This is a genomic window from Pseudomonas sp. Tof1 (assembly GCF_055390395.1).
On the sequence record NZ_AP024344.1, the window covers coordinates 1,870,145 to 1,893,006 of the forward strand.

Genomic DNA, 22,862 nt, shown 5'->3' on the forward strand with positions numbered 1-22,862 from the left:
GGCAATTCTCCGTCTTGTTGTTATTGTCTGGCTGCTTCGTTCAAAACTCGCTGCAGGCGCCGCTGGGCGCCGGGAATCAGGCGTTGAAAAAAGGTTCCTCCAGGCCTTGGACGCCGGGCCGCAGGGCGAACACGCCGCCGGCCAGTGGCTGGTCGTGCAGATCGCCGCCGGGGCGGATCGAGGTGACGAATAAGGTGCCCAGGTCGCGGCCGCCGAAGGCGCACATGGCCGGCTTTTTCACGGGCACCGCGAGGGAGCGGTCGAGGCGACCTTCGGGCGTGAAGCGATGGATCAGGCCGTCGTCGTTGCCGCAGATCCAGTAGCAACCGTCGACATCCATGGCGGCGCCGTCGGGGCGTCCCGGATGTTGCCGCATGTCGACGAACAGCCGGCGGTTGTAGGGCGTGCCGCTGTCCGGGTCGTAGTCGAAGGCCCAGATCGATTGCACGCCGGGGTGTGAGTCGGACAGGTACATCGTCCTGCCCTCCGGGCTGAACGCCAGGCCATTGGGCACGATCAGCCCGTCCAGTTGTGCCACCAGCGGTGCTGTCTGCCCGGCCTCGTAGCGATACAACGCACCGACCGGGCGGCCAAGGCCCATGTCCATCAGCATGGTGCCGGCCCAGAAGCGGCCCTGGCGGTCGCAGCGGCCATCGTTGAAGCGCATGTTGGGAAGGGCATGGGGAACTGCCGTGAGCCGCTGGCTGTGCAGGCGTTCTTCGGTGCCCGCCTGCAGGCGGAACAGGCCGCTTTCCAGGCCGGCGATCCAGCTGCCGTCGCGGCTGCGGGCGATGCAGGCGAGCATTTCCGGCGCTTGCCAGCTGCGGGTCTGCCGACTGTCGGCGCTCCAGCGGTGCAGGCGGCGGGCGGGGATGTCGACCCAGTAGAGGGCCTGTTCGTGCACGCTCCACACCGGGCTTTCCCCGGTGGCGTTGCGGGCGTCGAGAATCAGTTCAGCGTCCATGGCGGTTCCCTTGCCGGAAGATGGGGGCTTGCTCAGTCGCCGAAGGGACCGGCTGCGACGAAGGCGCCGCCCTGGTAGATCAGCGTCGGGTCGTCCGCCGGCGGTGCCGGCTGGGCCTCGATCTCGGCGCGGAACGGCTCGGAGCTGTCCCTGGGCTGGTAGCCGAGGTGGGCGGCCAGGTGGTTGTCCCACCAGATGGAGCGGTTGGCGGAGACACCGTAGACCACGGTGTGGCCGACGTTCGGGGTATACAGGGCGCGTTCGAGCAGTTGGGTCAGGTCGTCGAAGCTCAGCCAACTGCTGAGCATGCGGCGGTTCTGCGGCTGGGCGAACGACGAGCCGATGCGGATGCTGACGGTCTCGATGCCGTAGCGATCGAAATAGAAGCTGGCCATGTCCTCGCCGTAGGACTTGGACAGCCCGTAGTAGCTGTCCGGGCGATGCGGGGCGCGGGCGTCGAGGGTCTCGCTCTGCTTGTAGAAGCCGATCACATGGTTGGAACTGGCGAAGATCACGCGCTTGACGCCGTGGCGGCGGGCGGCTTCGTAGATGTGGAAGACGCCGCAGATGTTGGCGCCGAGGATCTCCTCGAAGGAGCGCTCCACCGAGACGCCGCCGAAGTGCAGGATCGCGTCCACGCCTTCGACCAGATGATGTACCGCCTGCTTGTCGGAGAGATCGCAGGGATGGACTTCCTCGCGGTCGTCGATGGCCGGAGCCATTTCGGCGATATCGGAAAGGCGCAGGATACGGGCGTAGGGGCGCAGGCTCTCGCGCAGTACCTTGCCCAGGCCACCGGCCGCGCCGGTGAGCAGAAGACGGTTGAAGGGCGGCGGGGTCGGTGTCGCTGGGGTCATGGCGAGGCCCTGGTCGGAGGTTTATTGTTGTGTTGTCGTCCGTTGTCGTACGACATTTTTCTGGATTATCGTCAGCGCGAAACGGCTTTGTCAATGTAATGGGGTGAGTGATTCGTCGTGATTGCCGGTCGTAGATTTTGCAAGATGTTTCGAGTTCAGGGGGCGAGGTTTCCCCATGTCTGGGTTTTCATTCATGACCCTTGTGGGAGACGGCCGGGCGGCGCTCCCACAGGTCATGCATTCACAATGACTACCGCTGCTACAGCAGCGAAATCGGATAACTGATGAACAGGCGGTTCTCGTCGAACTCGTTGGTGCTGTAGTCCCTGCGGATGCTCGAGTTGCGCCAGCGGATGTTCAGGTTGCGCAAGGTGCCGCTCTGGACGGTGTAGCCCAGTTCCGACTCACGCCCCCATTCCTTGCCGTCGGTGACCGCGCCGACATGCACGTTGTCACCGCGGATGTAGCGGTTCATCAGGGTCAGCCCCGGAATTCCCAGCGCGGCGAAGTTGTAGTCATGGCGCAACTGCCAGGACTTTTCCTGCGCATTGTCATAGCTGCTGTTGTAGCTGTCGTTGGCCAGGGTGCCGCCGCTGGTGCCGTTGACCCGCATCCAGGCGCTGTCGCCGGTGAGCTTCTGCAGGCCGACGTAGAAGGTGTTGCCGCCGTACTTGGCCGAGAACAACCCCGACCAGGTTCTGTTCTCCAGGTCGCCGGCCAGCGCGCTGCCGTCTTCCTTGCCGTAGAAGAAACCGAGGTTGGCGCCCAGGGTCCAGTCGCCCAGTGGCTGGCTGTGGACCAGATTGACGTACTGCTGGCGGTAGATGTCCTTCAGTTGGGCATTCCAGAGGCCGATCAGGGTGCGCTTGTCGTTGAAGGTGTATTCGCCGCCGGCGAAGTTGAAGCGGTCGGAGGTGAAGGCGGCTTTGCCCTGCATGTACATGTCGGTCATGCTCGAATCGTTGCGCGGGCTGTTCTTCTGGAACTGGCCGCCGTACAGCGTCAGGCCGTCGATCTCCTTCGAGGTGACCTGGCCGCCGCGGAAGGTCTGCGGCAGCGAGCGGCCGTCGTCGGAGCGGAGGATCGGCAGCACCGGCATCCATTCGCCGACCTTCAGCTCGGTTTTGGAAATCCGTGCCTTGAACGCCACGTCCAGGCGGCCGAAGTTGTCCGCCGGGCGCCCGTCACGGTCCAGCGGCAGCAGTTGCGTGCCGCCGGTGCCTTTGCCGCCGTCGAGCTTCTGGGAAAAGGTGCCGAGCACGTCGACGCCGAAACCGACGGTGCCCTGGGTGAAGCCGGAGCGGGCGTCGAGGATGAAGTTCTGCGTCCATTCCTCGGCCTTGTCCTGGGGGTAGGCCGGGTTGGTGAAGTTGCGGTTGAAGTAGGCGTTGCGCAGATTCAGGTTGGCGCTGGCATCGTCGACGAAACCCTCGGCACAGGCCAGGGAGGGGAGGGTCAGGGCGAGGCTTGCAGTGCCGGACAGCAACAGCGATCGGGAGGGGCGGATCATCATGAGGGTGAAGCTCCTGCGGTTTTTATTGTTATTGGTGTTATACGTCGTCGTACAACATTGAGCGGATTATCAACAGCTGAAAAACGCCTTGTCAACGTGCAGGCAGGCCGGGAAACAGGGGGAAGCCACAAGGAAGTGCGGGCAACCTGGCTTGGAGGCTTGAGTTGGAGCTGTCGGGCCCGACGGGAGAGGGGGAGGTATTTTTTGCGGTGATGCGATGGCGTGCGGGGCGACGCCGCAAACGGGGAGCCCGGCGGGCTCCCGTTCTGCCTCAGAAGTGGTACTTGACCAGCAGGCTCGCGGTGTCCTGGTTGGTCTTGAACGCACCGGAATCCTCGATGCCGTACTTGTTCTTCCAGTAGTCGTACTCGATACCCACGTACAACTGCTTGGCGCTCCAGTGCAGAGCCTTGCCCAGGTCGTACTTGATCTGCGGGTTGAAGTGCAGGTTGGCGTGGTAGGTGCCGCGTGAGGTCTGGTCGTTGTCGACCACCCAGTCCATGAAACCGTCGATCAGCACATTGGAGTCACCCACCGGGATGGTGTAGGACCAGACCGGCGTGATCTGCCAGACGTTGTCGCCAGGGCGCTTGCCTTCGGTCTGGCGCTGATAGAAGTTCAACTGGAAGTAGTCGAAACCGGGGATCGCCAGGTCAAAGCCCGGGCCGAACAGGTAGGATTCGCTGTCGCCTTCGCCGAACTCGTAGGTCAGTGCCAGCAGCACGTCCTTGATCGGGCCGAATTCCAGTTTCTGGTCGAGCATCTTGCCGAACGACAGGCGTGGGCTGAACTCGCCGTAGTAGGTGTTGGGGCCGACGTTGCCGTCGGCCTTGCCGTTGTAGAAGATCCGATCGAGGAAGAAGAAGTTGTCGCCATATTTCCAGGCGTCGGCGTGCTCGAAGGTGACGGTCTGCTGGATCTGCGGGTTGACCGCAAAATTCTTGCCCCACAGGTAGGTCAGGCTGTTGTTCTGCCACTGCAGCAGGTCGTCGGCCACGGCGGTACCGGTCGACAGCAGGGTCCCCGCGAGCATCAGGCTCGTGCAAGTACGTTTCATCAGGTTGCTCCCAAAGTTAAGAAGTTCGACGTCGAAGTCGTCCGGCGCTCTGGTGTGGCGCCTTTTTTCGGCTGTAAACGAGAGGGCGCGCAGGATACAGAGGCACGCCGGTGCTCTCAAGCCCGCGCGACAGAGCGTCGCCGGGCCGGGCGACAGGTTTCAGGCTGGCACCGGGGCAGCCTGTCGCGTGCCGCCCCGGTCACTCAGTGCGGGTGCACGTGCCCACTGAGGGCGGCCCGTTCGGCGCCGCCGAGGACGTTGAACAGCAGGTTCAGGGTGACGGCGCTGAGGGTCGCCATGGCGATCCCGCTGTGGGTGATCGGCCCCATCCACTGCGGCAGGTGCGCGAAGAACTCCGGACGGACCACGGGGATCAGGCCCATGCCGATGCTCACGGCCACCAGCAACTGGTTGCGGCGGTCGGAGATGTCGGCCTCCTGGAGAATCTTGATCCCGGTGGCGGCGACCATGCCGAACATGGCGATGGCTGCGCCGCCGAGGACTGCCGGTGGAATCGAGGCCACCAGGAAGGCCGCCTTGGGCAGCAGGCTGAGGACGATCAGCAAGCCGCCGGCGACCATGGTCACCGAACGGCAGCGCACGCCGGTCATCTGCACCAGGCCGATGTTCTGGGCGAACGAGGAATGGGTGAAGGTGTTGAAGAAACCGGCGAAGAACGAGGCGCCGGCATCGCACAGCAGGCCGCGGCGGAGCATCCGTGGGGTGACTTCCTGGCCGGTGATCTTGCCCAGGGCGAGGAACATGCCGGTGGACTCGACGAAGATGATCACCACCACCAGGCACATGGAGAGGATCGGCGCGAGGTGGAATTGCGGCAGGCCGAAATGCAGCGGCGTGACCACCTTGAGCCACGGTGCCTGGGCCAGGCCACTGAGGTCGACCATGCCGATCAGGCCGGACAGCACGTAGCCCAGAACCATGCCGATCAGCACCGAGATGTTCACCCAGAAACCGCGCATGAAGCGGTTGATCAGCAGGATGGTCGCCAGCACCAGGCCGGCGACCGTCAGGTAGATCGGCGAGCCGAACTGCGCCACGGCGCTGCCGCCACCAGCCCAGTTGACCGCCACGGGAAACAGCGAGAGGCCGATGGCGGTGATCACCGTGCCGGTGACCAGTGGCGGGAAGAAGCGCACCACCCTGGACATGAACGGTGCGATCAGCATGCCGAAGAAGCCCGCGGCGATGGTGGCGCCGAAGATCCCGGTCATGCCGATGCCGGGCATGCCGGCCATGGCCACCATGCTGCCGACGGCGGCGAAGCTGGCGCCCATCATCACCGGCATGCGAATGCCCAGCGGACCGATGCCGAAGGATTGCACCAGGGTGGCGATGCCGGCCACGAGCAGGTCGGCATTGATCAGAAAGGCGATTTCCTCACGACTCAGGCCGGCGGCCTGTCCGATGATCAGCGGTACGGCGACGGCCCCGCCATACATCAGCAGGACGTGTTGCAGGCCCACCAGCAGCAACTGCAACAGGGGCAGGCGGGCAAGGGCAGGTGCTTCGGGTATGCGCGGTTCGGATAGCTCGGACATGCAACACCTCGGATGTTTTTATTCTTGTGGTTCTGGCTCTGTGTGGTTGCCGACAGCGCTTGCTGTTGTCGGTAAGGCAGGCGTTTCACGGCGGGTCGCTGATCTCGAGGTCGCCCGCTGACCTGTGGGAGCGAGCTTGCTCGCGAAGTCCCTGGCGCCCTTGAGGGGCCTTTCGCGGGCAAGTCGGATCGCCGCATCGCCTGCTCCTGCAGGGGCCTGGTGCTCCTCAGGGTGTGTGTGCCCCCTGGTTGATCCAGGCGCCAATCAGGTCACGTTCCTGCTGGGTCATCTGGGTGATGTTGCCCAGGGGCATGATCTGGGTCGCGACGGCCTGGGCCTGGATACGCGGGGCCAGTTGCTGGATCTGTTGCGGGGTGTCGAACATGATCCCGGCCGGCGCGCTGCTGAACAGCGGGCTGGTGGGCTTGGCCGAATGACAGACCGCACAACGCTCCTGAATCACGCTGTGCACCTTGTCGAAGGCGACGGCATCAGCGGCTGGTGTCGCCGCCGGTGCGGGAGGGCTCGGTTCCACTGCCGGGGCCGGCTTGAGGCCACCGCCGAGGGCGGTTTCCGGCAAGGGCTGGTACTCGATCTTCGCCGGCGTCCTGGCGACTTCGGGGACGCTCGGGTTCGATGCCGGGCCGGTGACGTAGGCCAGGCAGATCATGCCCAGCGCCGCGACCGGCAGGGTCCAGGCGAACTTCTGGCTGTTGTGCCGGGTGTTGAAGTAGTGCCGCACCAGTACCGCCAGCACCGCGATCCCGGCCAGGATCAGCCAGTTGTAAGGGCTGCCGTAGGTGCTCGGGAAGTGGTTGCTGATCATGATGAACAGCACTGGCAGGGTGAAGTAGTTGTTGTGGCGCGAGCGCAGCAGGCCCTTGGCCGGCAGGGCCGGGTCCGGCGTGCGGTTCTCGGCGATGGCCGCCACCAGCGCGCGCTGGGCCGGCATGATGATGCGGAACACGTTGCCGACCATGATGGTGCCGATGATCGCCCCGACGTGCAGGTAGGCTCCGCGTCCGCTGAACACCTTGCTCAGGCCGTAGGCCGCGGCGATCAGCAGGATGAACAGGATCAGGCCGAGCAGGGCCGGCCGCTTGCCCAGCGGCGAGTCGCAGAGAAAGTCATAGACGAACCAGCCGGCGACCAGTGCGCCGACGCCGATGGCAATGCCTTGCGCGCCACTCAGGCCGCTGCCGGGGGCGACCAGGTAGAGCAGGGGATTGGAGTAGAACACCACGCACAGCAGCGCGATGCCCGACATCCAGGTGAAGTAGGCTTCCCATTTGAACCAGTGCAGGTTCTCCGGCATGCTCGGCGGGGCCAGCTTGTACTTCTCCAGGTGGTAGATGCCGCCGCCGTGGATGGCCCACAGGTCGCCGGCCAGGCCGGTCCTGGGGTTGACCCGGTTGAGGTTGTTTTCCAGCCAGACGAAGTAGAACGAAGCGCCGATCCAGGCGACGCCGGTGATCATGTGAACCCAGCGTACGCTCAGGTTCAGCCATTCCAACAGATGTGCTTCCACAGTCTTTACCTCTCTCCCGTCGCACTTTTTGCAGAGCGATCGGGCCTTTTCTTATTGAAGACGGTGTGAAAACGCAGCGAGCGATGGCAAGCCGGGGCGGTGTTCAGCGCAGCCTTGCCTGGCACAGGGTTTTCACTCCGTCCGCTGGTGGGGGGCGAGGATCAACTGCTCATCCTCTGTGAAAAAATGCTCGTCGCAGTTGTTACCGCTGCCACTGCGATCAACCACCAGGAAGTCATCCCGCTTTTCGATCGTCAGGACCGGATGGTGCCAGACGCCGCGATGGTAATTTATGCCCTGCCTGCCATTGGTGATGAAGGCGCGGACCAGACCTGATACAGGTGCATCGCCAAGTGGCGCGACCACGATCAGAAAGGGGTTGCCGAGCAGCGGAATGAAAGCCTGGCTGCCCAGCGGATGGCGTTCGAGCATGCGCACGGTCAGCGGCATGTCCAGCGCATCGGCGCGGAAGATGCTGATGATCGCCTTGTCGTCGGGCGTCGCGGTTTCCACCGTGGCCAGGCGATGAAAGCGCTGGGTCGAACCGTTGTTGATCATGAAGTGGTCGCTGCCGTCGGTTTCGATCACGTCACCGAAAGGGGCGAAGGCTTCTTTGGTCAGCGGTTCAATCGTCAGTGTGCGCATGCTGTTCTTCTGTTCTCTAATTCGTTGGTTCGTTACCGCACGGTCCCGCAGGAGCCGGCGATGCGGTGATCCGACTGGCCCGCGAAGCTTTTCAGCGGCCTTGCGGGCCCATTCGCGGCGGTTCGGCGCTCCGACAAGCCAGGCTCCTGCAGGGTTTGCCTCAGCCTTGTCTGGCGACCTTGCCCAGCAGGCGCAGGCGGCTCACACCACCATCGGGGAACACGTTCAGGCGGACGTGGGTGATCGGGCCCAGCGCCTTGATCTGCTCGGCGAAGGTGTGCTCGGCGTGCATTTCCAGCTTCTGGCTCGGCAGCAGTTCGCGCCAGAACAGGCTTTGGGTCTCGATCTGGCTGTCGGTACCGCCCTTGACGTAGGCGCCCTGGATCGAGCAGCTGTCCGGGTAGTTGCCCTTGAAGTGCAGGGTATCGACGATGATCTTCTCGATCTCGCCCGGATGCCCCAGGGCGACGATCACCCAGTCATTGCCCGGCGTGCGACGGCGGGCGGTTTCCCAGCCGTCGCCCATGTTGACGCCGCGGCCCGGGTTGAGGATGTTGCTCATGCGGCCGAAGTGTTCGTCGGAGCAGGCCAGGGCGCGGCCGCCGTTGAGTGCGGCGGCGAGGTCGACCTGTTCGTTGTCGCCCACGGCCGACCAGTCGCGGTATGGAATGCCATGCACCCGCAGGCGGGCCACGCCACCGTCCGGGTAGATGTTGAAGCGCAGGTGGCTGAAGTGCTGCTCGTTGTGGATTTCATGGTAGTGGTGGCTGTTGCCCTGCAGCTCGACGGCCGGCAGTACTTCGACCCACCGGGTGTTTTCGTCCGGCTCGCCTTCGCTCAGGAAGCAGGCCTCCAGCGACGCCGAGGGCGGGTAGTTGCCGGTGAAGAACGAGGTGTCGATGTCCACGCCCTTGATCGAGCCGGGTACGCCCAGGCGGATCACGGCGCTGTCGTAGCCTTCGAAGCGCTTGCGGCGCGATTCCCAGCCATCCATCCACTTGCCGTTGTCATCGAACACGCCTTCCTTCCATACCGCCGGCGTTGGCTGGAACAGGCGGTTGGCATCGGCGAACCAGTCGTCGGTGACGGAAATGATCCGGGTGCCCAGGCGGGCGTCGGCCAGGTTGACGAATTTTTCGAAAGGTGCGGCGTAAGCTTTCATTTTTCTTGTCTGCCTTTGAACAAGTGGCTGGGGATGTTCGCCGGACCCCGGGCCTCTTCGGCGCCGGGGCGTGGCGCGCTATAGGGTCAGTAATCGGAACAGGGCGATCTTGTTGATCTCGGCCAGCGCGCACTGGAACTCGGTGTCCACCGGGTTGTGGATGCGCGTTTCGAACGCGGCAAGGATCTGATGCCGGTTGCTGCCTTTTACCGCCATGATGAAGGGAAACCTGAACTTGGCCTTGTAGGCCTCGTTCAGCTCGGTGAAGCGCTGGAACTCTTCAGCCGTGCATTGGTGAATACCGGCGCCGGCCTGTTCGTGAGTGCTGGCGGCGGTCAGTTGGCCCTGGATCGCGGCCTTGCCGGCCAGGTCCGGGTGGGCGTTGATCAGGGCCAGCTGGCTGGCATGATCGGCGCTCAACAGGATGTCGCTCATGCGCTGGTGCAGGGTCTCGATCTGGTCGAGCGTCGCGTCCTGGCCCAGGTCGAAGGCCCTTTCGGCCACCCATGGCGAGTGTTCGTAGATGTCGGCGAAGGCCGCGACGAAGGCCGCGCGGTCCAGGGTCGACGGCTTGAGGGTCTGGAACGCGCTCATTGCGCCGGCTCCTGATAGGCGGGCTGGTAGGGGTGGTTAGCGTGCCAGTGGCGGGCGATGTCCACCCGACGGGCGAACCAGACCTGGTCGAAGCCCTTCACGTAGTCGAGGAAACGCTGCAGTGCGGCCAGGCGCGCCGGGCGCCCGATCAGCCGGCAGTGCAGGCCGATGGAGAGCATCTTCGGCGCCTCGGCACCCTCGGCGTAGAGCACGTCGAAGGCGTCCTTGAGGTACTGGTAGAAGTCGTCGCCCTGGTTGAAGCCCTGCACCTGGGTGAAGCGCATGTCGTTGGTGTCGAGGGTGTAGGGAATCACCAGGTGCGGCTTGCCGGTCGGGTTGTTCGGTTCCCAGTAGGGCAGGTCGTCGTCGTAGGTGTCCGAGTCGTAGAGGAAGCCGCCTTCCTCCATCACCAGGCGACGGGTGTTGGGGCCGGTGCGGCCGGTGTACCAGCCCAGCGGGCGTTCGCCGGTGATTTCGGTGAGGATGCGGATGGCTTCGTGCAGGTGCTCGCGCTCCTGCGCCTCGTCCATGTACTGGTAGTCGATCCAGCGGTAGCCGTGGCTGCAGATCTCGTGACCGGCCTCGACCATGGCGCGGATGACATCCGGGTGGCGCTGGGCGGCCATGGCCACGGCGAAGATGGTCAGCGGGATGTCGAGTTGCCTGAACAGCTTGAGAATCCGCCAGACCCCGGCGCGACTGCCATACTCGTAGAGCGATTCCATGCTCATGTTGCGCTGGCCCTGCAGGGGTTGCGCCGCGACCATCTCCGACAGGAACGCCTCGGACTCCTTGTCGCCGTGCAGGATGTTGCGCTCGCCGCCTTCCTCGTAGTTGAGCACGAAGGACAAGGCGATACGGGCATTGCCCGGCCAGCGGGGGTGAGGAGGGTTACTGCCGTAACCGATCAGGTCGCGTGGGTAGTCAGCGCTCACTGCAGTCTTCCTTCTTGTTCGTGGTGACGGTTGCGTGGCGTCCCGTTCTGGTCGGGTGGCGTCACGGCGATGAATTGATTGTATACAACTTTATCGCCGGTTTGTAAGCCCGTTTTTTTCCAGATGCTGCTGATCCTACCTGTTCCGTTCGTCACTGAAAACCTGTCTGATCGGTCAGCTAATGGATTCAAGGTCGGCTACTCACTGGGCTTCTGTCAAGATTCATGCCGACGGATGGAAACCCGGAAAAGCGTGAAATTTATTGTGTACAATTTTTCGTAAAAGTGTCTTAATCATTTCATTGCCGTATCTCCGGGGCTTTCCCCGCCGGTCCGGCATCTCCTTCATCCACTGACTCCGGGAGGCGCGAGACCCGGTCTGCCGCAGGCGGGCGGGTACGCAGAAGCAATGGGACGTTTGACTACGCATGTTTTGGATGCCGCGCATGGCTGCCCCGGCAGCTCGATCCAGGTCGAGCTGTATCGGGTCGAAGGCACCGTGCTGGAGCTGGTCGCCAGGGCCGTGACCAACGGCGACGGCCGCTACGATACACCGCTGCTGCAGGGCGATGACTACCGTTCCGGGGTCTATCAGTTGCAATTTCATGCCGGTGACTACTATCGGGCCCGCGGCGTGACGCTGCCGGAGCCGGCCTTTCTCGATGTGGTGGTGCTGCGTTTCGGCATCAGTGCCGAGCAGGAGCACTACCACGTTCCCTTGCTGATCTCGCCCTACAGCTATTCGACCTATAGAGGAAGTTAGATCCCCTCAAGAACTGCGCAACCACTTCTTCGGTTCCTCTTGCCCGCCCACACTGCGGGCTTTTTTTGCCCGGTTGTTGTGTGGGATTTTCGGGCCCTTTCGCGTCATGCGCTCTACCGGCTCAACAGCGAAGCCGCCCCCGCCCCACTGAACAACCCGGCACTGACCCGATTGAACCAGCTCTGCCCCTTGCCACTACGCAGGTATTTCGCCGCGCCGTGGGCGCCCAGGCCGTAGGTCAGCTTGCACAGCAGGTCGAGCACGGTCCAGGTGGCGATCATCACCAGCAACTGGCCGAGGAACGGCTGGTCGGCCTTGAGGAATTGCGGCAGGAAGGCGGCGAAGAACAGGATGTCCTTGGGGTTGCTCGCCCCCAGCACGAAAGCGCGCCCAAACAGGGCACGAAAGCGCGGCACAGGTGCAGCTTCGGGCACGTTCGCCGCCCGTGCCGGCTGGCGCGACTGCTGCCAGCTCTGCCAGGCGAGGTAGAACAGGTACAGTGCGCCGACGACCTTCAGTGTGCTGAACAGTTGCTCCGAGGCCAGCAACAGGGCCCCCAGGCCCAGGGCCGAGGCGCTGAGCAGGCAGATCGAGGCGCTGACGCCACCCAGGAAGGCCGGGTACGAACGGCGCAATCCATAGTTCAGGCTGTTGCTGATCATCAGCAGCGACAGCGGCCCGGGAATGAGGATCACCACCAGGGCGGCTCCGCTGAACAACAACCAGGTTTCCAGGCTCATCAGGTTTCTTCCTCATGCAAGGGCCCCATCGCAATGGGGCCGGTTGTTTGGTTGCCGGCTACGCCAGTCTTCTCCTACAGGAAGATGAACTTGGCGATGAAAATGACGCACAGGACCCACAGACTGACGGAAATGTCCCTGAACTTGCCGGTTCCCGCCTTCAACGCCACGTAGGTGATGAAGCCCAGGGCGATCCCGTCGGCGACCGAGAAGGTCAGCGGCATCATGATCGCGGTGACGATCGCCGGAATGCTCTCCGTCGCTTCTTCCCAGGCGATATGCGCCAGGCTGCCCATCATCAGCATCGCCACGTAAATCAGTGCACCTGCGGTCGCGTAGGCAGGGATCATGCCAGCCAGCGGCGCGAAGAACATCGCGGCCACGAACAGTATGCCTACAGTAACAGCGGTCAGACCAGTCCGACCACCCGTTGCAACGCCGGCAGCACTTTCCACGTAGCTGGTGACCGGTGGCACGCCGACCACCGCACCGAATACGCTGGATACGCTGTCGGCCTTCATCGCCCGCGACAGGTTCTCGATGCGGCCGTCGGCGTTGACCAGGTTGGCGCGCTGGGCGACGCCCATCAGGGTTCCGGCGGTGTCGAACATGTGCACGAAGAGAAAGGCCAGGACCACGCTGATCATGCTGACGTTGAAGACGCCCGCCAGGTCCATTGCCATCCAGGTCGGCGCCAGGCTGGGCGGGGTGGAGAACACCCCGTGGTACTCGACCAGGCCCAGGCCCCAGCCGATCAGGGTGACACTGATGATGCTGATCAGGATGGCGCCGAACACCCGGTGGTAGCTGAGGATCGCGATCATCAGGAAACACACGGCGGCCAGCAGCGGGCCGGGCTCATGCAGGGCGCCGAGCCGGACCAGGGTGGCAGGGCTCGCGACGACGATCCCGGCGGTCTTCAGGCCGATGAGCCCGAGGAACAGCCCGACCCCGGCGCCCATGGCGTGGCGCAGGCTGACCGGGATGCTGTTGAGCAGCCATTCGCGGACCCGGGACAGGGTCAGGGCCATGAACAGCACGCCGGAAATGAACACCGCGCCGAGGGCGGTCTCCCAGTGATAGCCCATGGTGCCGACCACGGTGTAGGTGAAGAAGGCGTTGAGCCCCATGCCGGGCGCCAGGCCCACCGGCCAGTTGGCGTAGAGCCCCATCAGCAGGCAGCCGAGGGCGGCGGCGATGCAGGTGGCGACGAAGGCGGCGCCATGGTCGATGCCGGCATCGGCCATGAGGTTGGGGTTGACGAAGATGATGTAGGCCATGGTGATGAAGGTGGTCACCCCGGCAATCAGTTCGGTCCTGACCGTGGTGCCATGCAGCCTGAGCCTGAACAGGCGCTCCAGCAGGCCGGTGCTCGAAGGCGGCGAGAGATCCAGCGTGGGTGCTTCGGATTTGCGGCTTTCCACAGCGATTACTCCTCAGGGTTTTATTGTTATTTCCAGGGCCGGACACGTCATGGTGGGCAGCGGCTCCTTGAGGGAGCGCGGATTTTGTTGACCGAAAGGTCAGGAACTTACACGAAGCGGATTATGCTTTTGTATACAAAGAAAGCAAATAATGTTTTTGACGGTGTGTGCGATATTTCGGCGGGGCGGGCTATATGGGCTGCTGGTCGGCAGGGGCAGATGGGTCTTGAGAGGGCTGATGGCTTCGCGGGCAAGCCCACACAGCCGCTACAAAGGCTGTGGGAGCGGGCTTGCCGCGAAGCGCTCGGCGTGGTCAGGCCTGGCGGCTGTCACCCAACGCCCGATTGACCGCCATCCAGCCATCCACCGCCGCCTCGCCCGCCTGGGCGAAGGCCTTCTGCAACAGCTTGACCTGCTCGCGGCGCAACGACTCTTCCAGGCTGGTCCCGTCGGGTGTCAGGCAGAGCAGGCGTTTGCGCTTGTCCGTCGGTGAGGCGACGCCTTGCACCAGTCCCATCTCGGTCAACTGGCGCAACGGCATGTTCAGCGCCTGCTTGCTGACGCCCAGGCGATCGAGCAGTTCCTTGACGCTGAGGTCCGGATAACGTCCGATGAAAAACACGATCCGCTGATGCACCCGGCTCAGGCCACGCCGTTCGAGCATTTCGTCGGCCTTGGCGGTGAATGCCTGGTAGCCGAAGAAAAACGCCTCCATGGCGTCCTGTTGGGTGTTGGAATTTTTAAGGTCAAGCATATTGACGTATTGGTCCGTGGTGTCGTAATTTCGGTCAAGCAGTTTGACGTATTTTCCTTTCACTCCGCTACCGGTGACCTGTCATGGCCTTCTCCGAACGTGTTACGCGTCTTAAAAGCTCGCTGATTCGTGAAATCCTCGCTGCCGCCCAGCGTCCCGAGGTGATGTCGTTTGCCGGTGGGCTGCCGGCCGAGGCGATGCTGCCGACGCTGGAGTGGGAGGGCATGCCGCGGGCCATGGGCCAGTACGGCATGAGCGAGGGCGAGCCGGCCCTGCGTGAAGTGCTGGCGGCCCAGGCGCGGGCCCTGGGTGTCGACTGCCAGGCCAGCCAGGTGCTGGTGCTCGGCGGTTCCCAGCAGGCCCTCGACCTGGCCGCCAAGCTGCACATCGACAAGGGCACCGAGATCCTGCTGGAAGGGCCGACCTACCTGGCGGCCCTGCAGATCTTCCAGTTGTTCGGGGCCGACTGCCTGAGCATTCCCCAGGAATCGGACGGACCCGACCTGCAGCAGTTGCGCGCCCGCCTGGAGCGACACCGGCCGGCGTTCGTCTACCTGATCCCGACCTTCCAGAATCCGTCCGGCGTCTGCTACAGCGAGGCCAAGCGCGCCGGTGTTGCGGCGTTGCTGGACGAGTTCGGCGTGACCCTGATCGAGGACGAACCCTATCGTGAACTCAGCTACGACGGGGTCGATGCCGTGCCGATCGTCGCCCGTCTGAAGAAGGCCAGCTGGATCTACACCGGCACGGTCTCCAAGACCCTGGCCCCCGGCCTGCGGGTTGGCTACCTGATCGCCAGTCCCGACCTGTTCCCGCACCTGCTCAAGCTCAAGCAGTCGGCGGACCTGCATACCAACCGCGTCGGGCAGTGGCAGGCGCTGCAGTGGATCGGCACGGAAAAATATCGCCAGCACCTGCAGGCGTTGCGCAGTTTCTACCGGACCCGCCGGGATGCGTTCGCCGAGGCCCTGCAGCGGCATTTCGCCGACCTGGCCGACTGGCAGGTGCCCCAGGGCGGGCTGTTCTTCTGGTTGACCCTCAAGCAGCCGCTGGACACCCGGACCCTGCTCGATGCCGCCCTGGCCCGGGATGTCGCGTTCATGCCTGGCGAGCCTTTTTTTGCCGAACCGGAGCGTAATCCGGGTAATCTGCGTCTGAATTTCAGCCATATCGCGCCGGAGCGCCTGGACGAAGGTCTGGGCCGACTGGCTGCTGTCGTACGTCACGCACAGGCCGCAAGAGCGGCTTAAGGGGAGGGCCATGTACAAGGTTTACGGGGATTACCAGTCGGGCAACTGCTACAAGATCAAGTTGATGCTGCATCTGCTGGGTCAGGAGTACCGTTGGCACCCGGTGGATATTCTCAAGGGCGACACCGAGACGGCGGAATTCCTGGCGAAGAACCCCAATGGCAAGGTGCCGGTGCTGGAGTTGGAGGACGGCACCTGCCTGTGGGAATCCAATGCCATCCTCAACTTCCTGGCCGACGGCAGCGAGTTCCTGCCGAGCGAGCCGCGCCTGCGTACCCAGGTGCTGCAATGGCAGTTTTTCGAGCAGTACAGCCATGAGCCCTACATCGCGGTGGCGCGTTTCATCGAGTTCTACCTGGGCTTGCCCGAAGAGCGGCGCGAGGAGTACCTCAAGTTGCAGAAGCGCGGGCACAAGGCCCTGAAGGTCATGGAGAAGCAGTTGCAGCAGACCCCGTACCTGGTCGGCGAGCACTACTCGATCGCCGATATCGCGCTGTACGCCTACACCCACGTCGCGCACCAGGGCGGCTTCGACCTGAGCATCTACCCGGCGATCCAGGCCTGGCTGCAGCGGGTGGCGAGCCATCCCCGGCATGTCGGTATGCTGGATTGAGCGAAAAGTCTGCAAACACTTGAACCGGCCCCGGGGCCGGTTTTCTTTTGCCGGCGGCGAGGGCCTGGCGCAAACTCGAGGGCCTATCCACCGACATGGGGACATCCATGAAATATCCGCTTGCAGCCTTCCTGACGTTCGCCCTGTCGGGCCTGGCCGCTGTCGCCCAGGCGGCTGACGGTTGTGATGCCAGCCAGGCGTCGATGAATACCTGCGCGGCCCAGGCATTCAAGCGGGCCGACGACGACCTGAACCGGTACTACAAGGCGCAGATGGACTATCTGAAAGGCCCGGCCGGCAAGGAGGCGCTCAGGGATGCCCAGCGCAAGTGGCTGGCCTTGCGCGATGCCGACTGCCGGTATCGGGTCGGCAAGCCGGAGGAGGGCGGCTCGATGTGGCCGATGCGCGACCTGCAGTGCCGAACCGAGCTGACCCGCCAGCGTGCCGCGCAGTTGAAGGCCTATACCGAGTGCCGCGGCGAATACGATCAGTGCCCCAACTGAAAAGGGTGTGACCGCCGCGAACAGGTTCCTGCAGGTGCCGAAGTTCTGACGCGGCCTTTTCAGGCCGCGGCGAAACGCTTGTCCAGGTAGTCGATGATCACCTTGGATTCGTACATCCAGGTGGTCTGGCCGTTTTCCTCGATACGCAGGCACGGCACCTTGATCCTGCCACCCTGTTCGAGCAGGGTCTGGCGGTCCTGTTCGTTGTTCTTCGCATCGCGCAGGGCCACCGGCACGTTCAGGCGGTGCAGGGTACGGCGGGTCTTCACGCAGAACGGGCAGGCATGGAATTGATACAGGGTCAGGCCTTTGGCGGCGGCGTCGACCTTGGCCTGGTTCTCGGCGCTGCGTTGCTGCTTGCGCGGGCGGGTGAGGAAGTCGATGAGGATGATGAGTTGGCCCAGGCCGACTCGAAGGGCTTTGACTAACACGCGATAGCCTCGTGGGCGGTGGAGGAGGCAGGCAGCTTACCTGATTTTCCCCAGGCGAAAAAAACCGGCGATGAACGCCGGTTTCTTCAGGTCGCCCGGTGTTACTTGATCAGGGCGAGGAATTCGCTGCGGGTCGCTGCATTCTCGCGGAATTCGCCGAGCATCACCGAGGTGATCATCGACGAGTTCTGCTTCTCGACACCGCGCATCATCATGCACATGTGCTTGGCCTCGATCACCACGGCAACGCCCAGGGCGCCGGTGACCTGCTGGACCGCATCGGCGATCTGGCGGCTGAGGTTCTCCTGGATCTGCAGGCGGCGGGCGTACATGTCGACGATACGCGCAACCTTCGACAGGCCCAGCACCTTGCCGCTCGGGATGTAGGCCACGTGGGCCTTGCCGATGAAGGGCAGCAGGTGGTGTTCGCACAGCGAGTAGAGCTCGATGTCCTTGACCAGCACCATTTCGCTGTTATCGGAGCTGAACAAGGCACCGTTGGTGACTTCTTCCAGGGTCTGTTGATAACCGCGGCAAAGGTACTGCATGGCTTTGGCGGCACGCTTGGGCGTGTCGAGCAAACCCTCGCGGGAGACGTCCTCGCCGAGTTGACCGAGGATCGCCGTGTAATTCTGTTCCAGGGACATGAATCTACCTGTGGGAGTTTACGCAAAGGCCAAGGATACGGCGGCTGGCAGCCGCCTGCAAATTCGATGACAGTCCGGTTACTCGTCGCGGCCTTCCATCATCGTCCGCTTGAGCATCACATACACCGCTCCGGCCCCGCCGTGCCGGGCCTGGCAGGAGGTGAAACCGAGCACCTGGGCGTGCTGGCGCAGCCAGGTGTTGACGTGGCTCTTGATCATCGGGCGCTTGCCGTCCAGGCGCACGGCCTTGCCGTGGGTGACGCGCACGCAGCGGATCTCGAATCTGGTCGCTTCGGCGAGGAACGCCCAGAGGGTTTCCCGGGCCTTTTCCACGGTCATGCCATGCAGGTCGAGGCTGCCTTCGAAGGGGATCTGCCCGGCCTTGAGCTTGCGCATCTGGCTTTCCTGCACGCCGTCGCGGGACCAGTACAGCTCGTCTTCGGGGCCGACGTCGATCACGAACTGGTCGGACAGGCCGTCCACCGTGGCGACTTCGCTGCGCACGGTTGCCGCCTGGCGCAGCTTGGCCAGTTGGGCGCGGTCGGACCTGGGTTTGCCGGTATCGGCACGATCGTGCTTGATCGGCTTTACGCCGCGGATCTCGCTTTGAAACAGGGAAAAATCGTCGTCTTGCATGTCAGTCTCCGCAGGAACCGCCAGTTTACCCAAGTGCCGGGCTTCACGTCACAGGCGATTCCTCGAAGGTCGGGATCAGTCGTGCCTTTTCATCAGGTGCGGGGCCATGTTCAGCGCCTGGCCACGGCGTCTGCGCCGACGGCAGCGCCGCCACAGCCAGACGCCGACGTACAGCACCAGCAGGCCCGCCACCAGGATCGCCGCCGAGGCGCCGGGGTTGGTGTTCAGCTCGCCCATGGCCGGGGCGTGCCCCAGCAGGCTGGCGGTGCCGGCCATGGCCAGCAATACGCCGAAAGTCGCCAACAGCGCCGCGAAACCGGCGCACAGACGCGAACGCCAGTTGCTTTCGCCCTTGGGGCGCAGCCGGCGGGCGTCGAATCCATCATCGGATATCTTCATTCCGATTTCCTCTTTGATTATCGGCCGTTCGACCGGGAGATGGTCGGCTTGTTCCGGACGTGAAGGGGAAATCGGAAAATGAGTGCGGCGCCAAGGGATGGGCGATCGCCTGGAGCGCCCATCCCGACGGGCTCAGATGAGGTCTCTGGTCAGTGCCAGGGTGGCGAAATTGTCGGCCATGATTGCCATTTCGGTGCGCTGGACCTGGGCCGCGCTGATGATCTCGCCCTTGTGGGGCAGGTCGCGGGTGGCGCAGGCGTCTTCCACCAGGGTGCAGCGAAAGCCCAGGTTCTTGGCGGCGCGCACGGTGGTGCTGACGCTGGAGTGGCTCATGAAGCCGCAGACGATCAGGTCCAGCGAGCCGAGGTCCTGCAGGTGCTTTTCCAGGCCGGTGCCATGAAAGGCGCTGGGCAGCAGCTTGCCGATCAGCGTTTCGTCGCCCTGGGGTTCCAGGCCGGGAATGAACTCGCCGCGTTCGCCCTGTGGATCGAACAGGCCGCCGACGGTACCCAGGTGGCGGATGTGCACGATCGGCCGGCCGGCCGCGCGGGCCGCAGCGACCAGTTGCTTGATGTTGTCGACGGCTTGCGCCATGCCGGACAACGCGAGCGGACCGCTCAGATATTCTTTCTGGGCGTCGATGATCAACAGGGTGGCGTGGCTCAGGTTGGCTGCCGCATAACCTCGGCCACTGAGTTGAAACATCGTCTTTGGAACGGACATTCGAGGGGCTCCTGTGCGTGGGGCTTTTACCCATTGTCCTCCGGCTGAGCGTTTATGTGAATCGCTACCGACGCAAGCGCCGTGGTTACTGGCCTGCAGCCATGTCAAGAGGTGGGCGCCGACGGTCGGAAAGGTCCGCGCCGAGGTCTTTTTGCCGGGTTTCCACCCGGCGTCCGTTTGGCTGTTAGAATTGCCAGTCGTTTTTTCAGGAGTCTACCCGTGATCACTTCCCGCCTGCGCACCCTGCGCGACCATATCCGTTGGGCTGTTAGCCGTTTTCACGGTGCGGAGCTGTTTTTCGGTCATGGTACCGACAATGCCTGGGATGAGGCTCGGCAACTGGTGCTGGGCGCCTTGCACCTGCCCTGGGAAATCGCCGACAGCTACCTCGACTGCCGCCTGGAGGACGAGGAACTGACACATCTGCAGCACCTGCTCAAGCGTCGGATCGAGGATCGCGTGCCGACCGCCTATCTGCTGGGCGAAGCCTGGTTCTGCGGCCTGCCGTTCATCGTTGACGAGCGGGTGCTGATCCCGCGCTCGCCGATCGGCGAACTGATCGAGAACCGCTTCGCCCCCTGGCTGGGTACGGAGCCGGCCCGCATCCTCGACCTGTGCACCGGCTCGGGTTGCATCGGGATTGCCTGTGCCTATGAGTTCGAGCAGGCCGAAGTGGTGCTGGCGGACCTGTCCTTCGACGCGCTGGAAGTGGCCAACCGCAACATCGAGCGCCATGGCGTCGACGAGCGGGTGTTCACGGTTCAGGGCGATGGTTTCGACGGCTTGCCGGGCCAGCGTTTCGACCTGATCGTCTCGAACCCGCCGTATGTCGATGCCGAGGATTTCGCCGACATGCCGGCGGAGTACCACCATGAGCCGGAACTGGGCCTGGCCTGTGGTGACGACGGCTTGAACCTGGTGCGGCGGATGCTCGCCGAAGCGGCGGACCATCTGACCGAGAAGGGGCTGCTGATCGTCGAGGTGGGCAACAGCCAGGTGCATGTCGAGGCCTTGTATCCGCAGGTGGACTTTGCCTGGCTGGACTTCGAGCGTGGCGGGCACGGGGTGTTCATGCTGACGGCGCAGCAGTGCCGCGAGCACCAGGCGCTGTTCGCCTCGAAGATCTAGGTTGCCCGTTCGCGGATGAACCCTGCTCCCTCAGTGTCAGCGTTGTTCGCAGGATTCATGCGCGGCGCGGGCACTTGTGGGAGCCAACTGGCTGGGGGATATCCACCTGGCTAGCGGTGGGTGGCGATCCAGATCAGCAGCCCGGCCTGGAACACCGCGAAGGCCACCAGGCAGGTGATGGTGAAGCGCAGCCCGCTGTCTTCACGCTTGAGCTTGCTGACCCGTTCTTCCTGCTGGCGCAGTTTCACTTCCTGCTCCTGCAGATTCTGCTCGGCCTGCTGGAGCATCTGCGAGGCTTCGAGAATCTCCACGAACTGCACTTTCTCGGTGTTCCACTGGGCCAGCAGTTCGCCAACCTGCATGTCCTTGTAGCTGCCCTTGAGGTGCTGCGGGTCGGCGTAGACCACGTCGAAACCCTGGACCCGCAGGAAGTGGTCGCGGCGCAGGCGGGTGTCTTCGTTCAGCGCGTCCTTGTTCTGCAGGGGGGCGCCGTCGATGCGGTAGTGCGACCATTTCTTCTGCGCCCAGATCGCCGCCTGGGCCACCAGGAAGCGTCCGATTCCACGGTTCCACGGTTCCACCTGCAGGCCGCCCTCGGGCCCGAAGTGCACGCGTTTGGTGGTGTGGTCGACCCACATGTCGAGCTGGTTCTGTTCCTTGCGCACCTTTTGCGCCGGCAACTGGATGCTCATGCGCAACAGGCTGCGTTCCTTGCCGTTGCGCTCGGCGTAGCCGAACTGGACAAAGCGCAGCGGCCGTCCGCCGGTGTTGCGGTCGGTGGCCAGGGGGCCAGGCGCAGCATCTTGAAGTGCTCGGGTTGCACATCGGCCCACGGCAGTTCCACCGGCGCGGGTTCGACGGCTTCGGCGTTGCTTTCGGGTGACGCTTGAGTTTCTGTCATTCGGCGAGATCCTGTCCGTGTCCAGCTTGCCAGTCACAATATCGATACCGGCAATGGCCTTATCGGCCGCTTCTGCCAGGACTGGAGGGCAAAAATCATCTCAATGGCGAGCAAGTCCGTCGATAAAGCCGGTAATCGGCTTTTCCAGGCCGGCGGCCAGCGGCAACTGCGGGTTATTGTAGGAGGCCAACTGCTGCCGGATATCGTCGGGCACGATGCGCAGGATGTGGTTCATGCCGTCGATGATCGCCAGTTGCGCATCCGGCTTGGCCGCCTGCAGCGCCTTGGCGTCATCGACGCTGACCTGGATGTCGTTGCGCCCCTGGACGATCAGGGCCGGCATCGTCAGGTGGCTGAATGCCGCCGCCGGGTCCTGGCGGAACAGGCTGATCAGGTAGGGCTGGACGCTGGGGCGAAAGATCGGCTCCAGCGGCTGCGGGATATTGGCGTCCGGGTGTCCGGCCTTGAGGCTGTCGAGCAGTTCGTTGCTGCGCAGCATCAGCGCCGGTGGCAGGCGCCTGGCCAGTTGCTGGCGCAGTACCTGGTCGACCGGGCGACCGCTGCCCGACACGGAAATGACCCCGGCGGCCGCCAGCTTCGGCGCGGCGAGCGTGGCGATCAGCGCGCCCTCGCTGTGGCCGAGCAGGATCAACTGCCCCAGGCGTGGATCGGCCTTGAGCTTCTCGCCCCAGGCCACGGTGTCGGCGACATAGGCCTGCACGCTCAGGTTGCGCTCATTGGGCGTGGCCGCCAGGCTGGCCGCGACGCCACGCTTGTCGTAGCGCACGCTGGCGATACCGTGGCGGGCCAGCATCCAGGCCAGGCGCTTGAGGCTGTCGTTGCGTCCACCATCGGGATTGTTGCCATCACGGTCGGTGGGCCCGGAGCCGGCGACGATCAACACCACCGGTACCGGCCGGTCGGACTTGGGCAGCAGCAGCGAGCCGAACAGTTCACCGGTGCCGGTATCGAGTTCGATCGGCCGTTGCAGGACGACACCGGCCTGGGCAAGGCCGCTGAAGAGGGTCAAGGTCAGGAGCAGAATACGCAGCATCATCGGGCCATCATGGACAAGGTGCCGGTTGGACTCGCAACCGTCGATAAGGTTCGAGGATGAACTCGTCGGTCAGCCTGCGT

At 63.8% G+C, this 22,862-nt stretch carries 24 protein-coding genes and 1 pseudogene; 5 read left to right on the forward strand and 20 right to left on the reverse strand.

The window, feature by feature from the left end; genetic code table 11:
• Positions 1-76: 76 nt before the first annotated feature.
• The 10 genes from ACZ5KU_RS08705 to puuE form a co-directional block, all read right to left on the reverse strand.
• Positions 77-964: a glucurono-1,5-lactonase gene (locus ACZ5KU_RS08705; RefSeq protein ID WP_464737030.1), complete on the reverse strand. Its 888-nt coding sequence runs from the start codon at positions 962-964 to the stop codon at positions 77-79.
• A gap of 32 nt (positions 965-996) precedes the next feature.
• Positions 997-1,821, reverse strand: coding sequence for an NAD-dependent epimerase/dehydratase family protein (locus ACZ5KU_RS08710; protein ID WP_054059544.1), 825 nt, complete (start codon positions 1,819-1,821; stop codon positions 997-999).
• A gap of 259 nt (positions 1,822-2,080) precedes the next feature.
• Positions 2,081-3,334, reverse strand: coding sequence for an OprD family porin (locus ACZ5KU_RS08715; RefSeq protein ID WP_464737031.1), 1,254 nt, complete (start codon positions 3,332-3,334; stop codon positions 2,081-2,083).
• A 271-nt stretch (positions 3,335-3,605) separates the two neighbouring features.
• Entirely contained in the window at positions 3,606-4,391 is a 786-nt protein-coding gene (locus ACZ5KU_RS08720) for an outer membrane protein OmpK (RefSeq protein ID WP_054057800.1), read from the reverse strand.
• A 203-nt stretch (positions 4,392-4,594) separates the two neighbouring features.
• Positions 4,595-5,950 carry a nucleobase:cation symporter-2 family protein gene (locus ACZ5KU_RS08725; protein ID WP_054057799.1) on the reverse strand — a complete coding sequence of 452 codons (1,356 nt, stop codon included), beginning with the start codon at positions 5,948-5,950 and terminating at the stop codon, positions 4,595-4,597.
• 226 nt (positions 5,951-6,176) lie between these two features.
• Positions 6,177-7,478 carry a urate hydroxylase PuuD gene (locus tag ACZ5KU_RS08730; protein WP_464737032.1) on the reverse strand — a complete coding sequence of 434 codons (1,302 nt, stop codon included), beginning with the start codon at positions 7,476-7,478 and terminating at the stop codon, positions 6,177-6,179.
• A 132-nt stretch (positions 7,479-7,610) separates the two neighbouring features.
• Positions 7,611-8,123: an ureidoglycolate lyase gene (locus ACZ5KU_RS08735; protein ID WP_054057797.1), complete on the reverse strand. Its 513-nt coding sequence runs from the start codon at positions 8,121-8,123 to the stop codon at positions 7,611-7,613.
• A gap of 160 nt (positions 8,124-8,283) precedes the next feature.
• Positions 8,284-9,285, reverse strand: coding sequence for an allantoicase (gene alc, locus ACZ5KU_RS08740; protein WP_054057796.1), 1,002 nt, complete (start codon positions 9,283-9,285; stop codon positions 8,284-8,286).
• 78 nt (positions 9,286-9,363) lie between these two features.
• Entirely contained in the window at positions 9,364-9,879 is a 516-nt protein-coding gene (uraD, locus tag ACZ5KU_RS08745) for a 2-oxo-4-hydroxy-4-carboxy-5-ureidoimidazoline decarboxylase (protein ID WP_054057795.1), read from the reverse strand.
• Positions 9,876-10,814 carry an allantoinase PuuE gene (gene puuE / locus ACZ5KU_RS08750; RefSeq protein ID WP_054057794.1) on the reverse strand — a complete coding sequence of 313 codons (939 nt, stop codon included), beginning with the start codon at positions 10,812-10,814 and terminating at the stop codon, positions 9,876-9,878. The genes uraD and puuE overlap by 4 nt, the downstream gene beginning before the upstream one ends.
• 408 nt (positions 10,815-11,222) lie before the next feature.
• Between puuE and uraH the strand changes: the two genes are divergently transcribed.
• Positions 11,223-11,576, forward strand: a complete 354-nt coding sequence (gene uraH / locus ACZ5KU_RS08755; RefSeq protein WP_464737033.1) for a hydroxyisourate hydrolase — start codon at positions 11,223-11,225, stop codon at positions 11,574-11,576.
• Between the two features lie 113 nt (positions 11,577-11,689).
• Here uraH and ACZ5KU_RS08760 read toward each other — a convergent pair whose 3' ends face one another.
• The 3 genes from ACZ5KU_RS08760 to ACZ5KU_RS08770 form a co-directional block, all read right to left on the reverse strand.
• Complete coding sequence (locus ACZ5KU_RS08760) at positions 11,690-12,316, reverse strand: LysE family translocator (RefSeq protein ID WP_054057792.1); 627 nt, start codon at positions 12,314-12,316, stop codon at positions 11,690-11,692.
• Between the two features lie 74 nt (positions 12,317-12,390).
• Positions 12,391-13,740, reverse strand: coding sequence for an NCS2 family permease (locus tag ACZ5KU_RS08765; RefSeq protein WP_054057791.1), 1,350 nt, complete (start codon positions 13,738-13,740; stop codon positions 12,391-12,393).
• 313 nt (positions 13,741-14,053) lie between these two features.
• The gene (locus ACZ5KU_RS08770; RefSeq protein WP_054057790.1) at positions 14,054-14,494 is read right to left on the reverse strand and encodes a MarR family winged helix-turn-helix transcriptional regulator; all 441 of its coding nucleotides are present in this window, start codon (positions 14,492-14,494) and stop codon (positions 14,054-14,056) included.
• An 83-nt stretch (positions 14,495-14,577) separates the two neighbouring features.
• On the opposite strand from ACZ5KU_RS08770, the gene ACZ5KU_RS08775 reads away from it, so the two are divergent.
• The 3 genes from ACZ5KU_RS08775 (at position 14,578) to ACZ5KU_RS08785 (ending at position 16,860) form a co-directional block, all read left to right on the forward strand.
• Complete coding sequence (locus ACZ5KU_RS08775) at positions 14,578-15,744, forward strand: aminotransferase-like domain-containing protein (protein WP_419736666.1); 1,167 nt, start codon at positions 14,578-14,580, stop codon at positions 15,742-15,744.
• A 10-nt stretch (positions 15,745-15,754) separates the two neighbouring features.
• Positions 15,755-16,357, forward strand: coding sequence for a glutathione S-transferase family protein (locus tag ACZ5KU_RS08780; RefSeq protein WP_054057788.1), 603 nt, complete (start codon positions 15,755-15,757; stop codon positions 16,355-16,357).
• A 107-nt stretch (positions 16,358-16,464) separates the two neighbouring features.
• Positions 16,465-16,860, forward strand: coding sequence for a lysozyme inhibitor LprI family protein (locus ACZ5KU_RS08785; RefSeq protein ID WP_054057787.1), 396 nt, complete (start codon positions 16,465-16,467; stop codon positions 16,858-16,860).
• Between the two features lie 59 nt (positions 16,861-16,919).
• Here the strand turns inward: ACZ5KU_RS08785 and ACZ5KU_RS08790 are convergent, their stop codons facing one another.
• The 5 genes from ACZ5KU_RS08790 to ACZ5KU_RS08810 form a co-directional block, all read right to left on the reverse strand.
• Complete coding sequence (locus tag ACZ5KU_RS08790) at positions 16,920-17,291, reverse strand: glutathione S-transferase N-terminal domain-containing protein (protein ID WP_054057786.1); 372 nt, start codon at positions 17,289-17,291, stop codon at positions 16,920-16,922.
• 101 nt (positions 17,292-17,392) lie between these two features.
• Positions 17,393-17,938, reverse strand: coding sequence for a GTP cyclohydrolase I FolE (folE, locus tag ACZ5KU_RS08795; protein ID WP_010449813.1), 546 nt, complete (start codon positions 17,936-17,938; stop codon positions 17,393-17,395).
• Positions 17,939-18,016: 78 nt separating this feature from the next.
• Positions 18,017-18,574, reverse strand: coding sequence for a Smr/MutS family protein (locus ACZ5KU_RS08800; RefSeq protein ID WP_054057785.1), 558 nt, complete (start codon positions 18,572-18,574; stop codon positions 18,017-18,019).
• Positions 18,575-18,649: 75 nt separating this feature from the next.
• Positions 18,650-18,973: a hypothetical protein gene (locus ACZ5KU_RS08805; protein WP_054057784.1), complete on the reverse strand. Its 324-nt coding sequence runs from the start codon at positions 18,971-18,973 to the stop codon at positions 18,650-18,652.
• 132 nt (positions 18,974-19,105) lie between these two features.
• Positions 19,106-19,696: a cysteine hydrolase family protein gene (locus tag ACZ5KU_RS08810; RefSeq protein ID WP_054057783.1), complete on the reverse strand. Its 591-nt coding sequence runs from the start codon at positions 19,694-19,696 to the stop codon at positions 19,106-19,108.
• Between the two features lie 219 nt (positions 19,697-19,915).
• Between ACZ5KU_RS08810 and prmB the strand changes: the two genes are divergently transcribed.
• The gene (gene prmB / locus ACZ5KU_RS08815) at positions 19,916-20,824 is read left to right on the forward strand and encodes a 50S ribosomal protein L3 N(5)-glutamine methyltransferase (RefSeq protein WP_054057782.1); all 909 of its coding nucleotides are present in this window, start codon (positions 19,916-19,918) and stop codon (positions 20,822-20,824) included.
• A gap of 110 nt (positions 20,825-20,934) precedes the next feature.
• Here the strand turns inward: prmB and ACZ5KU_RS08820 are convergent.
• Both ACZ5KU_RS08820 and ACZ5KU_RS08825 read right to left on the reverse strand, forming a co-directional pair.
• Positions 20,935-21,725: pseudogene (locus ACZ5KU_RS08820) on the reverse strand (hypothetical protein).
• Positions 21,726-21,825: 100 nt separating this feature from the next.
• Positions 21,826-22,827 (reverse strand): alpha/beta hydrolase, encoded by a 1,002-nt coding sequence (locus ACZ5KU_RS08825; protein ID WP_193394225.1) that lies wholly within the window; start codon positions 22,825-22,827, stop codon positions 21,826-21,828.
• Between the last annotated feature and the right edge of the window lie 35 nt (positions 22,828-22,862).

Coding starts and splice junctions, on each gene's coding strand:
- ACZ5KU_RS08705 (WP_464737030.1), bottom strand. CDS start 964: ATGGACGCTGAACTGATTCTCGACGCCCGCAACGCCACCGGGGAAAGC.
- ACZ5KU_RS08710 (WP_054059544.1), bottom strand. CDS start 1,821: ATGACCCCAGCGACACCGACCCCGCCGCCCTTCAACCGTCTTCTGCTC.
- ACZ5KU_RS08715 (WP_464737031.1), bottom strand. CDS start 3,334: ATGATGATCCGCCCCTCCCGATCGCTGTTGCTGTCCGGCACTGCAAGC.
- ACZ5KU_RS08720 (WP_054057800.1), bottom strand. CDS start 4,391: ATGAAACGTACTTGCACGAGCCTGATGCTCGCGGGGACCCTGCTGTCG.
- ACZ5KU_RS08725 (WP_054057799.1), bottom strand. CDS start 5,950: ATGTCCGAGCTATCCGAACCGCGCATACCCGAAGCACCTGCCCTTGCC.
- ACZ5KU_RS08735 (WP_054057797.1), bottom strand. CDS start 8,123: ATGCGCACACTGACGATTGAACCGCTGACCAAAGAAGCCTTCGCCCCT.
- alc (WP_054057796.1), bottom strand. CDS start 9,285: ATGAAAGCTTACGCCGCACCTTTCGAAAAATTCGTCAACCTGGCCGAC.
- uraD (WP_054057795.1), bottom strand. CDS start 9,879: ATGAGCGCGTTCCAGACCCTCAAGCCGTCGACCCTGGACCGCGCGGCC.
- uraH (WP_464737033.1), top strand. CDS start 11,223: ATGGGACGTTTGACTACGCATGTTTTGGATGCCGCGCATGGCTGCCCC.
- ACZ5KU_RS08760 (WP_054057792.1), bottom strand. CDS start 12,316: ATGAGCCTGGAAACCTGGTTGTTGTTCAGCGGAGCCGCCCTGGTGGTG.
- ACZ5KU_RS08770 (WP_054057790.1), bottom strand. CDS start 14,494: ATGCTTGACCTTAAAAATTCCAACACCCAACAGGACGCCATGGAGGCG.
- ACZ5KU_RS08775 (WP_419736666.1), top strand. CDS start 14,578: ATGGCCTTCTCCGAACGTGTTACGCGTCTTAAAAGCTCGCTGATTCGT.
- ACZ5KU_RS08780 (WP_054057788.1), top strand. CDS start 15,755: ATGTACAAGGTTTACGGGGATTACCAGTCGGGCAACTGCTACAAGATC.
- ACZ5KU_RS08785 (WP_054057787.1), top strand. CDS start 16,465: ATGAAATATCCGCTTGCAGCCTTCCTGACGTTCGCCCTGTCGGGCCTG.
- folE (WP_010449813.1), bottom strand. CDS start 17,938: ATGTCCCTGGAACAGAATTACACGGCGATCCTCGGTCAACTCGGCGAG.
- ACZ5KU_RS08800 (WP_054057785.1), bottom strand. CDS start 18,574: ATGCAAGACGACGATTTTTCCCTGTTTCAAAGCGAGATCCGCGGCGTA.
- ACZ5KU_RS08805 (WP_054057784.1), bottom strand. CDS start 18,973: ATGAAGATATCCGATGATGGATTCGACGCCCGCCGGCTGCGCCCCAAG.
- ACZ5KU_RS08810 (WP_054057783.1), bottom strand. CDS start 19,696: ATGTCCGTTCCAAAGACGATGTTTCAACTCAGTGGCCGAGGTTATGCG.